Annotated in this window: 15 protein-coding genes; 3 read left to right on the top strand and 12 right to left on the bottom strand. The window is 51.5% G+C overall.

The annotated features are described in order from the left end of the window. Window positions 1–26 precede the first annotated feature (26 nt). Complete coding sequence (locus ACX1DY_RS09925) at window positions 27–1,139, bottom strand: DUF4349 domain-containing protein (protein ID WP_458964034.1); 1,113 nt, start codon at window positions 1,137–1,139, stop codon at window positions 27–29. A gap of 348 nt (window positions 1,140–1,487) precedes the next feature. On the opposite strand from ACX1DY_RS09925, the gene ACX1DY_RS09920 reads away from it, so the two are divergent. Then, window positions 1,488–1,640 carry a DUF1540 domain-containing protein gene (locus ACX1DY_RS09920; RefSeq protein WP_458964033.1) on the top strand — a complete coding sequence of 51 codons (153 nt, stop codon included), beginning with the start codon at window positions 1,488–1,490 and terminating at the stop codon, window positions 1,638–1,640. 50 nt (window positions 1,641–1,690) lie between these two features. Here the strand turns inward: ACX1DY_RS09920 and metE are convergent, their stop codons facing one another. The 5 genes from metE to ACX1DY_RS09895 form a co-directional block, all read right to left on the bottom strand. Continuing rightward, window positions 1,691–4,000 (bottom strand): 5-methyltetrahydropteroyltriglutamate--homocysteine S-methyltransferase, encoded by a 2,310-nt coding sequence (gene metE, locus ACX1DY_RS09915; RefSeq protein WP_458964032.1) that lies wholly within the window; start codon window positions 3,998–4,000, stop codon window positions 1,691–1,693. A 227-nt stretch (window positions 4,001–4,227) separates the two neighbouring features. Continuing rightward, window positions 4,228–5,088, bottom strand: coding sequence for an undecaprenyl-diphosphate phosphatase (locus ACX1DY_RS09910; protein WP_458964031.1), 861 nt, complete (start codon window positions 5,086–5,088; stop codon window positions 4,228–4,230). A 28-nt stretch (window positions 5,089–5,116) separates the two neighbouring features. Further along, entirely contained in the window at window positions 5,117–5,740 is a 624-nt protein-coding gene (locus tag ACX1DY_RS09905; protein ID WP_458964030.1) for a DedA family protein, read from the bottom strand. 15 nt (window positions 5,741–5,755) lie between these two features. Next, entirely contained in the window at window positions 5,756–7,705 is a 1,950-nt protein-coding gene (locus tag ACX1DY_RS09900; RefSeq protein ID WP_458964029.1) for an ABC transporter permease, read from the bottom strand. Beyond that, window positions 7,680–8,450, bottom strand: coding sequence for an ABC transporter ATP-binding protein (locus ACX1DY_RS09895; protein ID WP_458964028.1), 771 nt, complete (start codon window positions 8,448–8,450; stop codon window positions 7,680–7,682). The genes ACX1DY_RS09900 and ACX1DY_RS09895 overlap by 26 nt, the downstream gene beginning before the upstream one ends. Window positions 8,451–8,706: 256 nt before the next feature. Here ACX1DY_RS09895 and ACX1DY_RS09890 point away from each other — a divergent pair, with 256 nt between their 5' ends. Both ACX1DY_RS09890 and ACX1DY_RS09885 read left to right on the top strand, forming a co-directional pair. Beyond that, window positions 8,707–8,973 carry a PQ-loop domain-containing transporter gene (locus ACX1DY_RS09890; RefSeq protein ID WP_458964027.1) on the top strand — a complete coding sequence of 89 codons (267 nt, stop codon included), beginning with the start codon at window positions 8,707–8,709 and terminating at the stop codon, window positions 8,971–8,973. 39 nt (window positions 8,974–9,012) lie between these two features. Next, entirely contained in the window at window positions 9,013–9,639 is a 627-nt protein-coding gene (locus ACX1DY_RS09885; protein WP_458964026.1) for a hypothetical protein, read from the top strand. On the opposite strand, the gene ACX1DY_RS09880 is transcribed toward ACX1DY_RS09885, so the two are convergent. The 6 genes from ACX1DY_RS09880 to ACX1DY_RS09855 form a co-directional block, all read right to left on the bottom strand. Beyond that, entirely contained in the window at window positions 9,636–10,610 is a 975-nt protein-coding gene (locus ACX1DY_RS09880; RefSeq protein ID WP_458964025.1) for a sensor histidine kinase, read from the bottom strand. The genes ACX1DY_RS09885 and ACX1DY_RS09880 overlap by 4 nt on opposite strands. Before the next feature lies 1 nt (window position 10,611). Beyond that, window positions 10,612–11,310, bottom strand: coding sequence for a response regulator transcription factor (locus ACX1DY_RS09875; RefSeq protein ID WP_458964024.1), 699 nt, complete (start codon window positions 11,308–11,310; stop codon window positions 10,612–10,614). A gap of 516 nt (window positions 11,311–11,826) precedes the next feature. Next, complete coding sequence (locus tag ACX1DY_RS09870; RefSeq protein WP_458964023.1) at window positions 11,827–12,618, bottom strand: TIGR00266 family protein; 792 nt, start codon at window positions 12,616–12,618, stop codon at window positions 11,827–11,829. Window positions 12,619–12,776: 158 nt separating this feature from the next. Further along, window positions 12,777–13,853 carry an RNA-guided endonuclease TnpB family protein gene (locus tag ACX1DY_RS09865; protein ID WP_458964307.1) on the bottom strand — a complete coding sequence of 359 codons (1,077 nt, stop codon included), beginning with the start codon at window positions 13,851–13,853 and terminating at the stop codon, window positions 12,777–12,779. 5 nt (window positions 13,854–13,858) lie between these two features. Then, complete coding sequence (gene tnpA, locus ACX1DY_RS09860; protein ID WP_458964022.1) at window positions 13,859–14,257, bottom strand: IS200/IS605 family transposase; 399 nt, start codon at window positions 14,255–14,257, stop codon at window positions 13,859–13,861. Between the two features lie 269 nt (window positions 14,258–14,526). Beyond that, window positions 14,527–15,198, bottom strand: coding sequence for a YitT family protein (locus ACX1DY_RS09855; protein ID WP_458964021.1), 672 nt, complete (start codon window positions 15,196–15,198; stop codon window positions 14,527–14,529). Window positions 15,199–15,474 lie beyond the last annotated feature (276 nt).

The following is a 15,474-nucleotide window of genomic DNA, read 5'->3' as shown; positions in this document are numbered from 1 at the left end:
TATCATGTGCAGCGGATAGTAAAAAATCACTCCGGCTTCTTATCTTCCTTTTCCTCTTTTTCCTCAGGGTTTGGCGCTGGTTGCTTCTCGCGGTTCAGCTCTCTGAGACGCTGGATGGATTCAGCATCCTTCCGCTTTGCTTTTCTAAAGTACCAGAGCACAATCGCCACGATTACCGCAGCAATAATCAACACCGGGAGCGCGCCGGCCAGGAACACAAACAGCCACTGAAACATCACCGATATAGCCTTCATGCTGCTCAGGAGCGCATCAGAAGCACGGCTCAGCAGCGGATCTTGTTCCTTCTCCTTCTTAATATCTACACTCTTATCCGTCTCATACAGGCGAAGCTCCACCGTAGAAAAGGAGACGTTCTGGTCAATGTAACGCATTCTGCCCTTGATCTGCTCGATTTCCTCCTGAATGGTGCCAAGCTGATTGGCAAAGGCCACAAGGTCTGAGGATTTGGTCGCTTTTTTCATAAACTCGATATATTGGCTCTCCATCAGTTCCTTGGCTTTGAGGCGTGATTCGAGGTCCACGTATTCCTCCGAAACATCCTGTCCCTGAATGCTGCGCTGAAGCTTCTCATGCTTCACCTTTTCCAGACTGTTCAGAAAAGAAGAGAAGCCGGAGGCCGGGACTTTGAAAATAAAGGTTCCACCCTGCTCATATTCGGACAGGTCTTCCTTAAATTCGATAATATAGCCGTTCGCAAGGGTAATCATATTCCGCACATCCGTCTGTGCCGTGCCATAATCCTCCACTTCCATGGTAAGATTGGCGTGGTAGATCAGCTTCTTGTTCAGTCCAGCCACAACATCGCTGCCGGTAAACCCCGCCGCCCCTTTTGCCGCCTGATCTGCGCCGGAGCTGTCCACCGCCTTGCTTCCACCGCCGGCAGCTACGGCCTGGGTTGTGCTGGAAGCTTCAGCTTCGGACTTCACAGTATTCTCCATTGGTGCAGCTTCTGACGCGGTATTTGCAGCCGAGTCGCTGCCAAAGTCTTGCTTCAGCATGGAGGTATCTGCCCCCGCAGCCGAATCGCTGTTGCCTCCCGCCCCGCATCCCGCCAAAACCATTGCAAGCATCAATAACCCGAGTACATAATGCAGATAATACTGACCCCGTTTGTGCATACTCATTCCTCCAAAAGTGTAGTGAAAAATCCGCTTCTTTTGAACAGACTGCCGCGGCAAAATGAGCTCTTTGTCTATTAGTCTCTTTCGCCTCATTTCTCTGACGTTCCAAAAGCTGGAAGGTTGCAGAAAAACGGAAATTTTTCCAGCCGGGAAGCCGTTTCCTGTTTGCGGGGGCCCAGGGTTATCTGCTACAATGATGGTGTCTCTCGAAGACAGAAAACACCAAAAAACCCTATATCCGCGCGGGATAAGGGTTAGGTTCTGTTCGGACAAGCTCCACCTTGCCGGTCAGAAAAGTTCATGTAAGGATGCCGCCATTCCACGATAAGGGGAGGTGAGACCCTCATGGCAAAAGACGTAAAATGCGCAGTAAATTCCTGCACCCACTGGGCTGAAGACAACAAATGCAACGCTGAATCCATCTTTGTTGCTTACCACAGCTCCAAGCAGCCTTCACAAGCTGATGAAACAGACTGCAAAACCTTTGAAAGCAAATAAATTAAAGCTGAGAAGGAACCCTCCACGGTTCCTTCTTTCTTGTTCCCATTTTAGCAAGATTGAGAATGATTATCAAGTGTTTTCTCCCGCACCAATCCTGCCGCCTGCACCATGTTGCGCAGCGCAGCCTCCGTCTCCTCCCAGCCGCGTGTCTTCAGCCCGCAGTCCGGATTGATCCAGAATTGCCCGGCATCCAGCACGCGCAGCGCCCGCTCAATATTCTGGGTCATTTCCTCCACCTGCGGTACACGCGGACTATGAATGTCATAGACGCCGAGGCCAATGCCTTTATCATAATCATCTTCTTCAAAAGCGGCGATCAGCTCCCCGTGGCTGCGCGAGGTCTCAATGGAAATAACGTCTGCGTCCATTGCCGAGATGGCTCCGATCATATCATTAAATTCGCTGTAGCACATATGGGTATGAACCTGGGTTGTATCCTTCACATGATTTGTCGCAACACGGAACGAACGTACCGCCCAATCCAGATAATGCGCATGGTCCTCCGCCTTCAGAGGCAAGCCTTCGCGGATCGCCGGCTCATCGACCTGAATCATCTCAATTCCGGCATCCTCCAGCGCCTGCACCTCATGACGGAGCGCAAGAGCGATTTGCTTGGCGACCTCTTCGCGGCTCAGGTCATCGCGGACGAACGACCAGTTCAGAATCGTTACCGGACCGGTCAGCATGCCTTTCACCGGCAGCCTCGTCAGCGACTGGGCATAGACGCTTTCCTTGACAGTCATCGGCTCGATAAAAGCGACATCCGCGTAGATGACCGGCGGCTTCACGCAGCGTGAGCCGTAAGACTGCACCCAGCCGTTCTGGGTGAACAGATAGCCGGCCAGCTTCTCGCCGAAGAACTCGACCATGTCGGTCCGCTCAAACTCCCCGTGCACCAGTACATCGAGGCCAAGCTCCTCCTGCAGTGTGATGGCTTCAGCAATCTGGCGGCGGACAAACCCGTCATAGCGCTCCTGGTTCCATACGCCTTTGCGCCATTTGAGCCGCGCCTGGCGCACCTCGGCCGTCTGCGGGAAGCTGCCGATGGTTGTTGTCGGCAGCAGAGGCAGCTTCCACTTCTCCTGCTGCACCTTCAGGCGCTCGGCGAAGGGCAGGCTGCGGCTGTCCGGCAGGCTGTCCAGCCTGCGGACCTGCTCCGCCACATCCTGGCGCCCGCGTTCCGGGAGTGCGCGGAAGACGGCCAGCGCTTCACGGCTCTCCGCGAGCTGAGCGGCCCAGCTTCCCGTATCGCCGCCGGCAGCCGCGGCAAGCAGCCCAAGCTCCGCCAGCTTCTCATCGGCGAAGGCCAGCGCCCGCTTCACTGCCGGCTTCAGCTTGGCTTCGCTCTGTACCGTTACCGGCACATGGAGCAGGCTGGAGGATGGCTGAAGGATCAGCCGGTCCAGCGGCACATGAACAGCCAGCTTCGCAATTAACCCGAGCTTGGCATCGGGATCGGCGCGCCAGATGCTGCGTCCGTCGATAATGCCCGCGCCTAAAGTTTTGTCCTCAGGCCAGCCAAGACGTCCGATGGCCTCCAGGTTGGCCCCGCCATCATGGACGAAGTCGAGGCCTATGGCTTGCACAGGCAAAGCCAGCAATGCTTCCAGCGGCTCGGCGGCTTCGAAATACGTCTGCAGAATCAGCTTCAGCCCGGGAACCGCAGCGGATAGTTCCTGATAGATCGTCTCCAGCAGAGCGATGTCTGATTCGGCTAGTCCGGTCACAATAGCGGGTTCGTCAATCTGCACCCACGCAACTCCCTCCTGCTGCAGCTCCTGCAGGAGCTGCACATATACCGGAAGAAACCGGGTGGCAACCTCCTGAATTTCAGCGGCCGGGAAGCCTTTGGACAGCTTGAGAAAGGTATAGAGTCCGACTATAACCAGCTTGCCCTCAATGCCTGCCTGCGCTTTGGCGAAGCGGTAGGCGGCAAGCGGCTTGTTCTCGGTCAGCCGGGGAGTCTGGCTGCCGATCTCCGGTACGATATAATGGTAGTTCGTATTGAACCATTTGGTCATTTCGCAAGCCGGGGCGGCAGCATTGCCGCGCGCCATCGCAAAATACAGGTCAAGCGGTACGCTGCCGCCGTCATACGCATAACGCGGCGGGACAATGCCGAACATCACGGCGGTATCCAGCACATGATCATAGAAGGTGAAATCATTGACCGGGATCAGATCTATGCCAGCTGATTGCTGGGCCTGCAAATGCTGAAGCTGAATATCCGCCATTTCGGCGCGGAAGGTCTCTTCGTTGATTTTACCGGACCAGTAGGCCTCAAGCGTCTTTTTCCATTCACGGTTCTTGCCAATTCGCGGATAACCGAGATTGCTGGTTGTGATCTTGTTTGTCATATTCTTTCTCCTCGCATTCTATACGGTTTATAGTTTTGTTCCGATTATGATCAATCTGTCTTTCGTCCGAAAAGCTGATGCCATCATACTGTACCGCTTCAGGAAGCCGCAACAGATTCCAGCGAATCCGGCTATACACATTCCCTATAGCAAACAGAAAAAGCGGCGCCTTCTGAGTAAGAAGACACCGCCATTTTCGAAATAGCTAAGCTATAAATTTGATAGCTTTAGAACCAGACCAGGTATACCACTACGGCGAGAATAATCCGGTATATGGCAAACGGCATCAGCTTGATCCGGTTGATCAGCTTCAGGAAAAAACGCATGGACAGCAGCGCGAACAGAAATGCGCTGATGAACCCGGCAATGAAGAACGGCAAGGCATCCAGCGTGAAATACTGCCAGTTCTTCAGCAGCGAAATCAGGCTGGCTCCAGCCATAATCGGCACCGCCATAATGAAAGTGAAGTCGGCGGCGGCGCGGTGGCTCATCCCCAGCAGAACGCCGCCGGAGATCGTCGAGCCGGAGCGCGAGAACCCCGGCCAGAGTGAGAAGCACTGGATCAAGCCGACCGATAACGCCTGCCTATATGTAATTTGATCGACACTCTTTGTCTTGATCTTTTTAGGGGCGAAACGGTCCGCACAGATCATCAGAATCGCTCCGATAACCAGACCAATTAGCACTGTAGAGGTGGAGAATAAATGCTCATCTATATAATCCTCGAACAGAAATCCGAGCACGCCGGCAGGAATGAGGCCGACTAGCACCTGTGCAAGCTTCAGCCGCCCTGCACCTTCAACCGGAGGCTGCCCTTCCGGCACTGCCGTCAGCTCCTTGCAGCTGAACCGTTTCAGGCCCAGAAGATCAATGAACCGGTTGCGGAAGATCACGACCACGGCCAGGATCGAGCCTAGCTGGATGACTACCTTGAAGGTGTTCGCCGTATATTTTCCGAGAAATTCCTGCGATTTCAGCCACATATCATCGACAATAATCATATGACCCGTGGAGGATACCGGAGCAAACTCGGTCAAGCCTTCTACAATTCCTAATATGATAGCTTTAATAATGGTCAGCAGCTCCATGCATATTCCTCCTTATTATAGGTTTTGTCTATCCCCGGGCTTTGCCCGCAAGCTGGCGTTTGCGGAAATACAGCAGTCCAAGCACGACGATTCCTCCGGCGATCAGAACATATACAACATTGGAATAGGCATTCATGTAAACGCCGATTTCTTCCCAGGACTCGCCCAGCGCAGCACCCAGCAGAATGAGCAATGTATTCCAGCCCAGTGTACCAATCATTGTAAACAGCATGAACAGTCCGAACTTCATCCCCGACATCCCTGCCGGAATTGAAATGAGGCTGCGCACCAGCGGCACCATCCGGCAGAACAGCACCGTCCAATATCCGTATTTGTCAAACCAGGCGTCCGCCCTGCGGATATCGCTCTTCTTGACCCGTATCCACTTGCCCCAGCGGTCCACAATCCGCTCCATTCTGCTGACATCCAGTAGCCGGCCGATCCAGTACAGAATCACCGCTCCGAGCAGCGAGCCCGCTGTTGAGGCGATTAGCACACCGGGAATCGTCAGCCCGGAGCTGATCGTCATGAAGCCGCCGAACGGCAGAATGACCTCCGAAGGAATCGGCGGAAAAATATTTTCCAAAGCCAGCATCAGAAAAATACCAAGATATCCGAACTGCTCCATAACATCTGTAATCCATAATTTCATTCGTAACCCTCCGCATCAGATGAGATTTTTCTTGAGATTGCGTAAATAGCGGCTGCGGATGAAGAAGAAATACAGCGCCTGGGCTGCCAGATATCCGGCAAGCACCGCCCCGGTCTCGGCTGCAATAGAGAGGTAAAACAGCCGCTGCAGCGCGATAAATGCAAATAAACTGTGCAGAACCGCCAGCAGAACAGGCACGAAAAACATAGTAGCAAGCTGCATTGTGACAACGCGGTCCAACTCCTTGTCGGTAAGGCCCAGCTTCGACAGGGTCGAGTACTGCAGACGGTCATGGTCCAGATCCGTATAGAGACGGAAATAGAGGAAGCTCCCTGCCGCAATGAAGAAGACCGTCCCGACCAGCAGCGAAGCGAACAGCATCGTGCTGTACAGCGTACGCTGAACCTCGAACAGCGTCCCGCTGACTACCACGGCATAAGAGGAGTCCGCCTCGTAGGCCACTTTTCCTTTGGGGGCAAGCGCTGAGGCTACTTCAGCCGTCCGGATAAAATCCTCCACATAGAACCCGGTATACCGGTCCTGCTGCACCGGGACAATCCGGCTGTATAGGCTGTCGCTGATCACCAGTCCACTGAAGTCCCCGCCATCCCTGCCGTCCAGCTCCGGAAGCAAATATTCGGCAACAGGCACATGCTGGGTGTATCCAATTTCTTGAATGTACGTTCCCTGCTTAAGCTTATACGTTGCTTTGACCCGTTCAGAGATCAGACTGCGGTCCCGCTGGGAGCCGATCATCACCAGCCCTTCGTTCCCCTGCAGCGGCGGCTCCTTCGAGATAAAGCCCGCATGCTGCAGCGCCAGCTTATAATCACTGTAAGCCATCAGCGGCAGCCGCTGAGTCCGGTCAGGACCCGTCTGTGATTCTACCGCCGCATATTTAAGCGGAATTTCAAGCACTTCGTAAGGAAGCCCGAGCTGCTCCAGCTCTGCGGCAATTCCCTGCAAGTCCCGCTCCTCAGAGGAAGCCCGTTCGCCTCCCTTGGCCACATAACCAACCGCCGCCGGATAATCCAGCTTCAGCTCCCTAGACAACGTATGGATCGAGGCGAACACGCCCACGGAGGTGAAGGAGACCGCCGATACGATAGTGACCATAAAAAACATCCGGCCATTGTCCTTCCAGCGGTGCGACAGCCCCGAGAACGTGAGAATATGTGTATGCTTCCAATAGAAGCGGCGGAGCTGCCGCAGCAGCCCCACGATGTACAGGCTGAGCTGTGTGTAAAAAAGATAAGTCCCGGCAATCGTAATCAGCACAACAGGAAACATCATAGTCTCTATAGTAGTCGCTGTTGTAGCAGACGCCAAGCCATACCCGGCAAGCAGCAGCAGGCCTGACACCAGCGCCAGCCAACCCGATTTCTTGGGTTCGGAGGCTCCTCTGCCTCCGCCTTGGAACAGGCCGCGTGGCGATTCGTTGCCAATGAAGGCAAAGGTGGACAGCGAGATCAGCATGAACAGTAGAACAAAGCTGCAGACCGTCAGCACCGGGGCTTGCCAGCTCAGGTGGAATTCCAACGGCGGGATTCCGAGAAAACCGGAGCCGATCATCAGGAACAGCTTGCCAAGCAGCAGTCCGAGTACTGTACCGGTGAGAATGGCCGAACCGCCAATCATCATATTTTCCAGGAAAACCATCAGGTAGAGCTGCCGCTTCGTCATGCCGTGCATCAGCAGGATGCCGAACTCAAGCTTGCGTGATTGCAGGAAGGAGCCGACAGATACAAGCACGAACAGGGAACAAAACACATAAATGATCCCCTCGGCCACCAGCATCGTGTTCGCCGCCGTGCTTAGAATTCTGTCCCGGGCAATTGCCGGGTGAAAGATAAACAACGCACACAGAAAAAAGACCATCACCGAAAACGCGCTGCTGACAAAATAAGCCGCATATTTCCGCTTGCTCCGCGTTACATTCCTATAAGCGAACTGCCGAAAGGTCATGACCCGCTCCTCCCAGCAGCGACAGCATGTCGATGATGTTCTGGAAGAAGGCTGCTCTGCTGCTGCCCCAGTACATCTCACTGTGGAAGCGCCCGTCTTTGATGAAGATTACCCGATGGCAAAAGCTTGCCGCCACCGCATCATGTGTGACCATAAGCATCGTTGTTCCTTCCGCCCCATTTACCTCCGCCAGGAGGCTCATGACCTCTGCAGCAGTTTTGGAGTCCAGGCTGCCTGTAGGCTCATCCGCCAGAATCAGCGCGGGCCGGTGAATCATCGCCCGGGCGATCGCCACCCGCTGCATTTGTCCGCCGGAGATTTCATAGGTCCGCTTATGCAGCAGTCCGCCGATATCCAATCTGTTAACCACCTCACGCAGTCTGGCTTCCATTTCCGGCACGGAGGCTCCCGCAAGCGTCAGCGGCAGTACTATGTTCTCCTCTACAGTGAGCGTATCAAGCAAATTGAATTGCTGGAACACAAATCCAAGCTCCTTGCGGCGGAACAGGGCTTTATCCTTACGGTCCAGACTCCGCGGGTTCCGGCCGTTGATCATAACCTCCCCGGAGGTGGGTTCGTCGATGGTGGCGATCACGTTGAGCAGTGTGGTTTTGCCGCTGCCTGACGGACCCATGATGCCCACGAACTCTCCCTTCTCCACGGCAAAGCGGATATGGTTCAGCGCGTGGATCGACACCTTGCCCTCATATATTTTGGATAAATTGTGGACGTCTAATATGGGCAAGTACTTTCGCTCCTTCGTTCGCTGGATTGCTTTCATTATACAAACAGTAAACTGCAGCCGCTATTTCTGAAACTTACAGTCACCTTACAGAATTGTAAGCCGGGAGGGAACCCTTATGGGCTGCTCCGAATACAACAATAAAAGAAGAGAAGGTTCCGGCGGGCTCCAAGAAAACCGGCTCGTGAGCCTAATATTAGGATATGTATTGAATATGGAGCGTTATAAGCTGGATATAAGGATATCATGGGGGTGTATGATGCTGTTTTCGGTTATGCAACTGATTGGCGGAGTTATTCTGTCGCTCGGCTGGATTCCACAGATTGTGCGGATTGTCAGGACGAAGTCCGTTGCCGATCTAAGCTTAAGAGCATACCTCTTAATGCTGCTGGGGATCGTCCTGATGGAGGCTTATGCGGTTAACCTGACGTTAATGGGGGCAGGCTTGGCTTTTTTGATTACGAATACCTTATCTTTAGCTGTGGTGTCTGCAGTCATTCTGCTGATCATCCGCTACCGCATTTGATATAATTAATTTCTAATACTTGTTCGCTGGAGGTTTCAAGTGAGACATATACGAGGAGTTATTCTGGAAGGGTATTCAAATGCCGGAAAAACGTCTGTTCTAAAAGCGCTAAAGTTGCTTCAAGCACAAGAGGAAGCATCAGAACGCAGCATCGTTGTCCTGAGTGAGCATTACTCCCAAGTCTTAAACAATGTTCATGGCGAATTCAAACGGCTAGACCGCAACGAGCATCTTCAGCTATTGCAAAAAAGGGTTAACATGCTGCGGCAATTAAATGAGTGGGCTGCTTTTCTGGGTCCGGATGCCTCCAGGTCTTCGAGAGGATTATTTTTTATCCTGGAAAGATTTCATTTAAATCACAGAGCAGCATTTCCCGCAGAACCGATACATCAAATCGAAGCATTAGAACATGAGCTGCTCGACCTTGGGGCTAAATGTGTATTATTAACGGTCTCTTCTGAACAAGTAGAGCAAAGAATGAAAAGTCGAGCACCTCATGAATGGATACACTTGGCCGAAGAAGAAATCAGACATTCAGCAGATGAATTTATAAGAACCCAAGCAGAATTACGCAGACAATCTAATCTATCAGTCCTGCCAACCATCGAAATCAACACCGATAACAAGGATTGGATTGCCTACGCAAAGCAAATAATGAGCCTTTAGAAAAGAACTCTCACAGCCGTCCCCTTCCCGACCTCCGAGGATATTTCCACCCTATGCCCCAGCTTGCCGCAGATCTGCTTCACCAGATATAGCCCCATCCCGGTGGATTCCTGGAAGCTGCGCCCGTTGACGCCGGTAAAATAAGGATCGAACACCCGGGGTAAATCTCCCGGAGGAATGCCTACCCCCTCATCGCGCACCTCCAGCACAGGTCTGCCCTGGTCGTCGGCAAAACCATGAAAATGGACAAAACGCCCCTCCTCCACCGTATAGCGCAGCGCATTTGTAATTAGCTGGGTCAGCACGAACGACAGCCATTTTTCATCCGAGGTAATGAATACGCCGCTGTCCACTGAAATCGCCGGAAATACCCGTTTGCGGATGAACAGCCGTTTCTGTTCTGAAGTTACGCCCCGCACGATAGCCGCCAGGTCAAGCCGTTCCACATAGAAATCATGCTCAAAGGTATCGAGACGGGCGGTGTAAAGCACGGTATCCAGCCCTTTTTTGAGCCGGTCAAGCTCATCGCCAATCGCCGTAAAAGGCGGACCATCCTTGTCCTGTATAATCAGATGAATAACTGACAGCGGAGTCTTCATCCCATGCACCCATTGGTTGATAAAATGAATATGCTCCTCCAGCTTATGGCGGTAGCTGTGCAGATCATTCTGGTACAGACGGAACTGATGGGCCAGCAGCCTGCGCAGGCTCTCTGCCAGCGGTGAGCTTTGGGCAGGACCGCCGGATTCCTCCAGCGAGGAGGGAAGGTTCAGCAGGCGTTCGTAGAAGGAACGGTTGGAGATGAATCGGTACGCCAGATAAGCCAGCAGCAGGCAGGTGCTGAGCAGCCCCGCATACAAGCTGACGTTCACTCCGCTGCCGCCGTCCAAACGGTATACTAGGGTAATTATCAGGAGCTGGGCCAGGTAAATTACAATGAGCGGCGTCTGTTCCCGCAAAAACAGCTTCATGTTACGCCTCCCCCCAATTCTCGCATAGTTTGTAGCCTTGACCGCGTACGGTTTGCAGGCCGTCCGTGATGTCCAGTGCCGCAAGCTTCTTGCGTACCCGAGTCACGTACACATTCAGCGTATTGTCATCCACAAAAACCTGGTCATCCCAAATTTTTTCCAGCAGCCGGTCGCGGGTAACCACGGAGCCGGCTTTCTGCATCAGCTCATCCAGAATTTTGGCTTCGGTGTGGCTCAGGTCAATCTTGGCGCTGCCCCGCGCCAGAACCAGCCGCTCCACATCGAGCAGCAACCCAGCCACCGTTAAGCTGCGCTCGTTGCCGCCTCCGGCGTACGAGCCGTAGGCCCGGCGGAGATGGCTTTTGATTTTAGCGAGGGCAATCTCATAATCAAACGGCTTCGTGATATAATCATCGGCCCCGTTTTCCAGCGCCATCACCTGGTCCATTTTGCCGTCGCGGGCGGAGATGAACAGGATCGGACAGGTGGAAAGCCCGCGGATTTGGCGGCACCAGTAGTATCCGTCAAATTTGGGCAGATTCACGTCCAGCAGCACCAAATGCGGTGCAAACTGCCCGAACTCGCTCCGCACCGCTTCAAAATCGTTCACCGCCTGTGTCTCATAACCAAACTTATGTAAATACTCCTGGAGCAGCGTCACCAGTCCACGGTCGTCTTCGATAATAAAAATTTTGAACATTTCAAGCCTCCGGTCTGCAGCCTTAGCTTGCTAAGGGGTTTGCCCCATAATATAACCAGTCCCTGGGGTGTAGTCAAATATGTGGACCTAAGTTGGACACAAGGTGGGTCTAAGCTGGACCGAAGTCTGACCGAAGACGTAACTGTATTCTATACAATTAAAAGAGAAGCTTAGGCCGCGAAAATACAGTTAATTGTACTTCGTACACTTATATATCGCTCCATTCCGCAAAAAGGGTCTATTTCTATATTTTAACTTCGCGAAATGCAGCTATTGATGAAAATAGCCGGTTTGACGGCTTTTTAACTGCAGCAAATACAATTATCGGGACCAGCGGTGCCTCTGTTACTGAGCTTCATGCGATAGAATTCTCCCCGGTCCAATGTGCAACAGCGCAAACCAGCCGCCCCTCTAGAGCAAGCCTGGGAGGGGCGGCTGGTTCATTGATATTAGCTTTAGCTAGTTTTGGTAAGCACCACCGCCAGGGCAGCGGCATCCCGCAGCCTTCCCGCGAGCCTATTTGCCGTCCAGCAGATTGCCCAGACCGCCTAAGATGCTGCCCTCTTCCTTGCGGCCGGAATTGCCGGCAGCCGATAGGATGCGGTCCGCCATCCGGCTGAACGGCAAAGACTGCACCCAAATCTTGCCCGGGCCGCGCAGGGTGGCGAAGAACAGGCCTTCACCGCCGAAGAGGGCGGTCTTTACGCCTTTGACGAACTCGATATTATAATCCACGGAAGCGGTCATAGCGACCAGACAGCCGGTATCGAGCTTGAGCGTCTCTCCAGGCTGCAGCGTCCGCTCCATGATATAGCCGCCGGAGTGGACGAAGGCGAGTCCGTCTCCTTCGAGCTTTTGCATAATAAAGCCTTCACCGCCGAAGAAGCCGACACCCAGCTTGCGCTGAAACTCAATACCTATTGAGACGCCTTTGGCTGCGCAGAGGAAGGCATCCTTCTGGCAGATAATTTTTCCGCCGTATTGCTGCAGATCGAGCGGGATGATCTTGCCCGGATATGGGGCGGCAAAGGTTACATTTTTCCGGCCATAGGGTCCGGCATGTGTGAAGATGGTCATGAACAGGCTTTCCCCGGTCAGCAGGCGTTTGCCCGCCCCCATCAGCTTGCCCATCAGCCCGCCTCCACGTGATCCGGTACCGTCGCCGAAGATCGTCTCCATCGAAATCTCCGGGTCCATCATCATGAAGCTTCCGGCTTCGGCGATAACGCTCTCCCCGGGATCAAGCTGCACCTCGACACACTGTATTTCCTCACCCATTATCACGTAATCAATTTCATGAGCGCTCATCAATAATTCCTCCTAAATGTGTGCTATTTGAGCCTCCAACACGGCTAAAGCCGTGGGATTCCTAGCTAGTTAACGCACGCAAGCCATTTCTGTTTTGTGCAGACTGCTAAGTCAAGAGCTAGCTCATTAGCTCGTCCTAGATCAGAGCCTATAGCTATCTAGGCTGATTGACTGTTACCATCAATCACAGGTGCATATCGAATATTCATCGCACCTACTCGATCCCGATGGGTTGCAAATCCACAGGAACATGTATATGTTCGATCTTGGGCTTTGTTCTTTTCTGAGCACTTGGGACACGTTTGACTGGTGTAGGCAGGATTCACATACTCCACTTTTACACCCGCTAACTTCGCTTTATATTCAATGAATTGAGACAGTCGATAGAATGACCACGTATGCAAACTCTTTTCGTTTTTACGGCTTGTTCTTGCCGTCTGTCTGATGTTCGCTAATTGTTCTAAGCGTATCACAGAAATCTTATGTTCTACCGCAAATTGCACGATCGCACGACTCATCTTGTGGTCTTGGTCTTTCATATACCGCTGTTCTTTATCATCGAGCTTGCGAATCGCGTTCAATTTCTTTCGTTGACCCAGCTTCTTCCGTTTGGATTGAAATTTGCGTCTGATATACTTATTTTGTCTTCCATTGCCAAAAAAACAAGTTTGATCATCGTCTGTTACAGCGACTGCAGGAACTTTCAAACCTAAATCTACACCCATGATCTTTGTTCCTGCTTTTTCGCTTGTTGGAACGGTGACGGAAATTTGTGCAATCCATTTATCTGATTTTTGCGTGATGCGAAGTGTACCTAATTTGTGTTTCAGCAAATCAAAATTTCGATGGTCTTTATCGACTAACAACGCACGAATAGGTGTTTTAGCCGCTTCTCCATTCATCATAATTGGCATTGAAATATGAGTGAAATCAAAAGAATAGTTTTGATTATTCCAAATGCAGACCGGTTTCTTCAGAACAGGAACGATCGTGAAATGGCTTTTCTTTGCTTTCTTGAATACACTTTTTGCATCCTTGATGGCTTGATTTTTGACCGCACTTGGCAAAGATACTGAAAGATCCTTACTGGATTTTTTGGTGCTTTTCTTTTCAGCAACCATTTCAGAAACGAGCGTATTGATGGTGGAGATGTACGTTTGACTCATCTCACGCAAAATTGAAGCCTGTTCTCTGGTTGGAAGCAGTTTGATTTGAATGGTTATGATTTGTGACAGCGGGTTCACCCCCTTGTCTTTTGTTCTTCCACATAGCGCTTGATCGTTTCACTCGATACGTTCCCTGCTGTACTGACAAAATAGGACCGTGTCCAAAGGCTTGGCAGATGATTTAAATGTTTAAACTCTTGACGCAAATCCCTTGATGTTGCTCCTTTCAATTTACCCATAATGTCTGCTGGAGCATCGGTTGGCAGTACGTTTAGGAATAGATGAACATGGTCAGGCATCACTTCCATAGCAACAATGAGCCAATCGTTTTGCGTGCAAAGCTCCTGTACAAGTTCTTTAAATCGCACTTCTACTTGCCCTGTCAATACTTTTCTTCGGTATCGTGGGCAAAACACAAAATGATAATTGATGAGCGATACGGTTGTTGTGGTTCTTCTATATTCTTGTCTCATACACCGATTGTATCAGTTTAAACATATAACTGCAACATTGTAGGACAATTAAGCTGCCTAAAGACATCCCTTGTCCTAAGCCAATTCATCCCATGCCTAAAGGCGTTAGGCTTTTTCGGCTATATACTGTAATCCTATGTCTGTACGGCTGAGATATATACGCGTCCTGTGCTCAAATCGTTTCAAACTTCCGCATACCAAAAAGACCAGCCTGAACGTATTCTGACTGACCTTTCGATTATCCCCGAAACAGGGCTGTTCTGAAATTGTCACATTACTGTACCATCATGCGGCTTGTTTAGCTTGGGTTGGATTTTCGGAGCTTGGCTCAGCTTTGGTCTGCCAAGAGAGGTTGTAAATGTAATGACATAACCGGCAACGACTACTGCCATTACAGTGTACAGCGTTTCCTTGAGAGGCATATAGAAAAGCGATAACGCCAGAACGATAACATCCATCAGGATAAATACGGTTCCTACCTTAATTCCTTTCCATTCACTGATCAGCAGCGACAAAATATCGTCACCGCCGCTCGCCCCGCCGCCGCGCAGGACCATTCCCGCTCCCAGACCTGTCAGTACGCCGGACAACAGCGCCGCAATCGGCAGGTTATCCTGCAGGTTGATGACCCAGCCGGAATAATGCTCCATCATGCTGTAGAATACCGTGAAGGCTCCTACGGAGATGAAGGTGTTCAATACGAATGCTCTTCCTTTGAAGATCATAGCGAATATGAGTACTGGAATATCCAAGAATAGAATGGATAATGAAGGCGAAATGCCTAGCACATATTTGCCGAGCAGAGACAAACCTACGAATCCGCCCTCGGTTAGATGGTTCTGATAATTGATGTGATAGTAAGTAAATGCAAGCAGAAATGTTCCGGACAAAATGACAGTTAATCGAAGCAGCAAGCTCATGCCACTGTCTTGTTTCCTCATACAAGGTCTCCCCTTATCGTAAATGGCGGCTTAGACGTCCCTTAAGCCTCTACGACGGGTATGACCGGAGGAGATGTTGCTCCTTCGCATATACAATACTCCCTTCCCTCGCAGAGGCGGTTTCGTCAAAAAGCAACGGTACGCGCACCTTCTACAGGGAAGCTAAGTATAAGACAGATCATAACGTTTCCAAATCGTCCTTTGGGGAATCGTCCTTCGGGGACACATGGTATCCTGATCCTTTCTCTAATTTGATGTATTCTTATTTAATTATAC

The sequence above is a fragment of the Paenibacillus sp. BAC0078 genome (genome assembly GCF_054483875.1).
This window is presented reverse-complemented; position numbering and strand designations above follow the sequence as displayed.

Coding starts and splice junctions, on each gene's coding strand:
- ACX1DY_RS09880 (WP_458964025.1), bottom strand. CDS start 10,610: ATGAAGCTGTTTTTGCGGGAACAGACGCCGCTCATTGTAATTTACCTG.
- ACX1DY_RS09890 (WP_458964027.1), top strand. CDS start 8,707: ATGCTGTTTTCGGTTATGCAACTGATTGGCGGAGTTATTCTGTCGCTC.
- metE (WP_458964032.1), bottom strand. CDS start 4,000: ATGACAAACAAGATCACAACCAGCAATCTCGGTTATCCGCGAATTGGC.
- ACX1DY_RS09875 (WP_458964024.1), bottom strand. CDS start 11,310: ATGTTCAAAATTTTTATTATCGAAGACGACCGTGGACTGGTGACGCTG.
- tnpA (WP_458964022.1), bottom strand. CDS start 14,257: ATGAGACAAGAATATAGAAGAACCACAACAACCGTATCGCTCATCAAT.
- ACX1DY_RS09855 (WP_458964021.1), bottom strand. CDS start 15,198: ATGAGGAAACAAGACAGTGGCATGAGCTTGCTGCTTCGATTAACTGTC.
- ACX1DY_RS09925 (WP_458964034.1), bottom strand. CDS start 1,139: ATGCACAAACGGGGTCAGTATTATCTGCATTATGTACTCGGGTTATTG.
- ACX1DY_RS09920 (WP_458964033.1), top strand. CDS start 1,488: ATGGCAAAAGACGTAAAATGCGCAGTAAATTCCTGCACCCACTGGGCT.
- ACX1DY_RS09900 (WP_458964029.1), bottom strand. CDS start 7,705: ATGACCTTTCGGCAGTTCGCTTATAGGAATGTAACGCGGAGCAAGCGG.
- ACX1DY_RS09905 (WP_458964030.1), bottom strand. CDS start 5,740: ATGAAATTATGGATTACAGATGTTATGGAGCAGTTCGGATATCTTGGT.
- ACX1DY_RS09910 (WP_458964031.1), bottom strand. CDS start 5,088: ATGGAGCTGCTGACCATTATTAAAGCTATCATATTAGGAATTGTAGAA.
- ACX1DY_RS09870 (WP_458964023.1), bottom strand. CDS start 12,618: ATGAGCGCTCATGAAATTGATTACGTGATAATGGGTGAGGAAATACAG.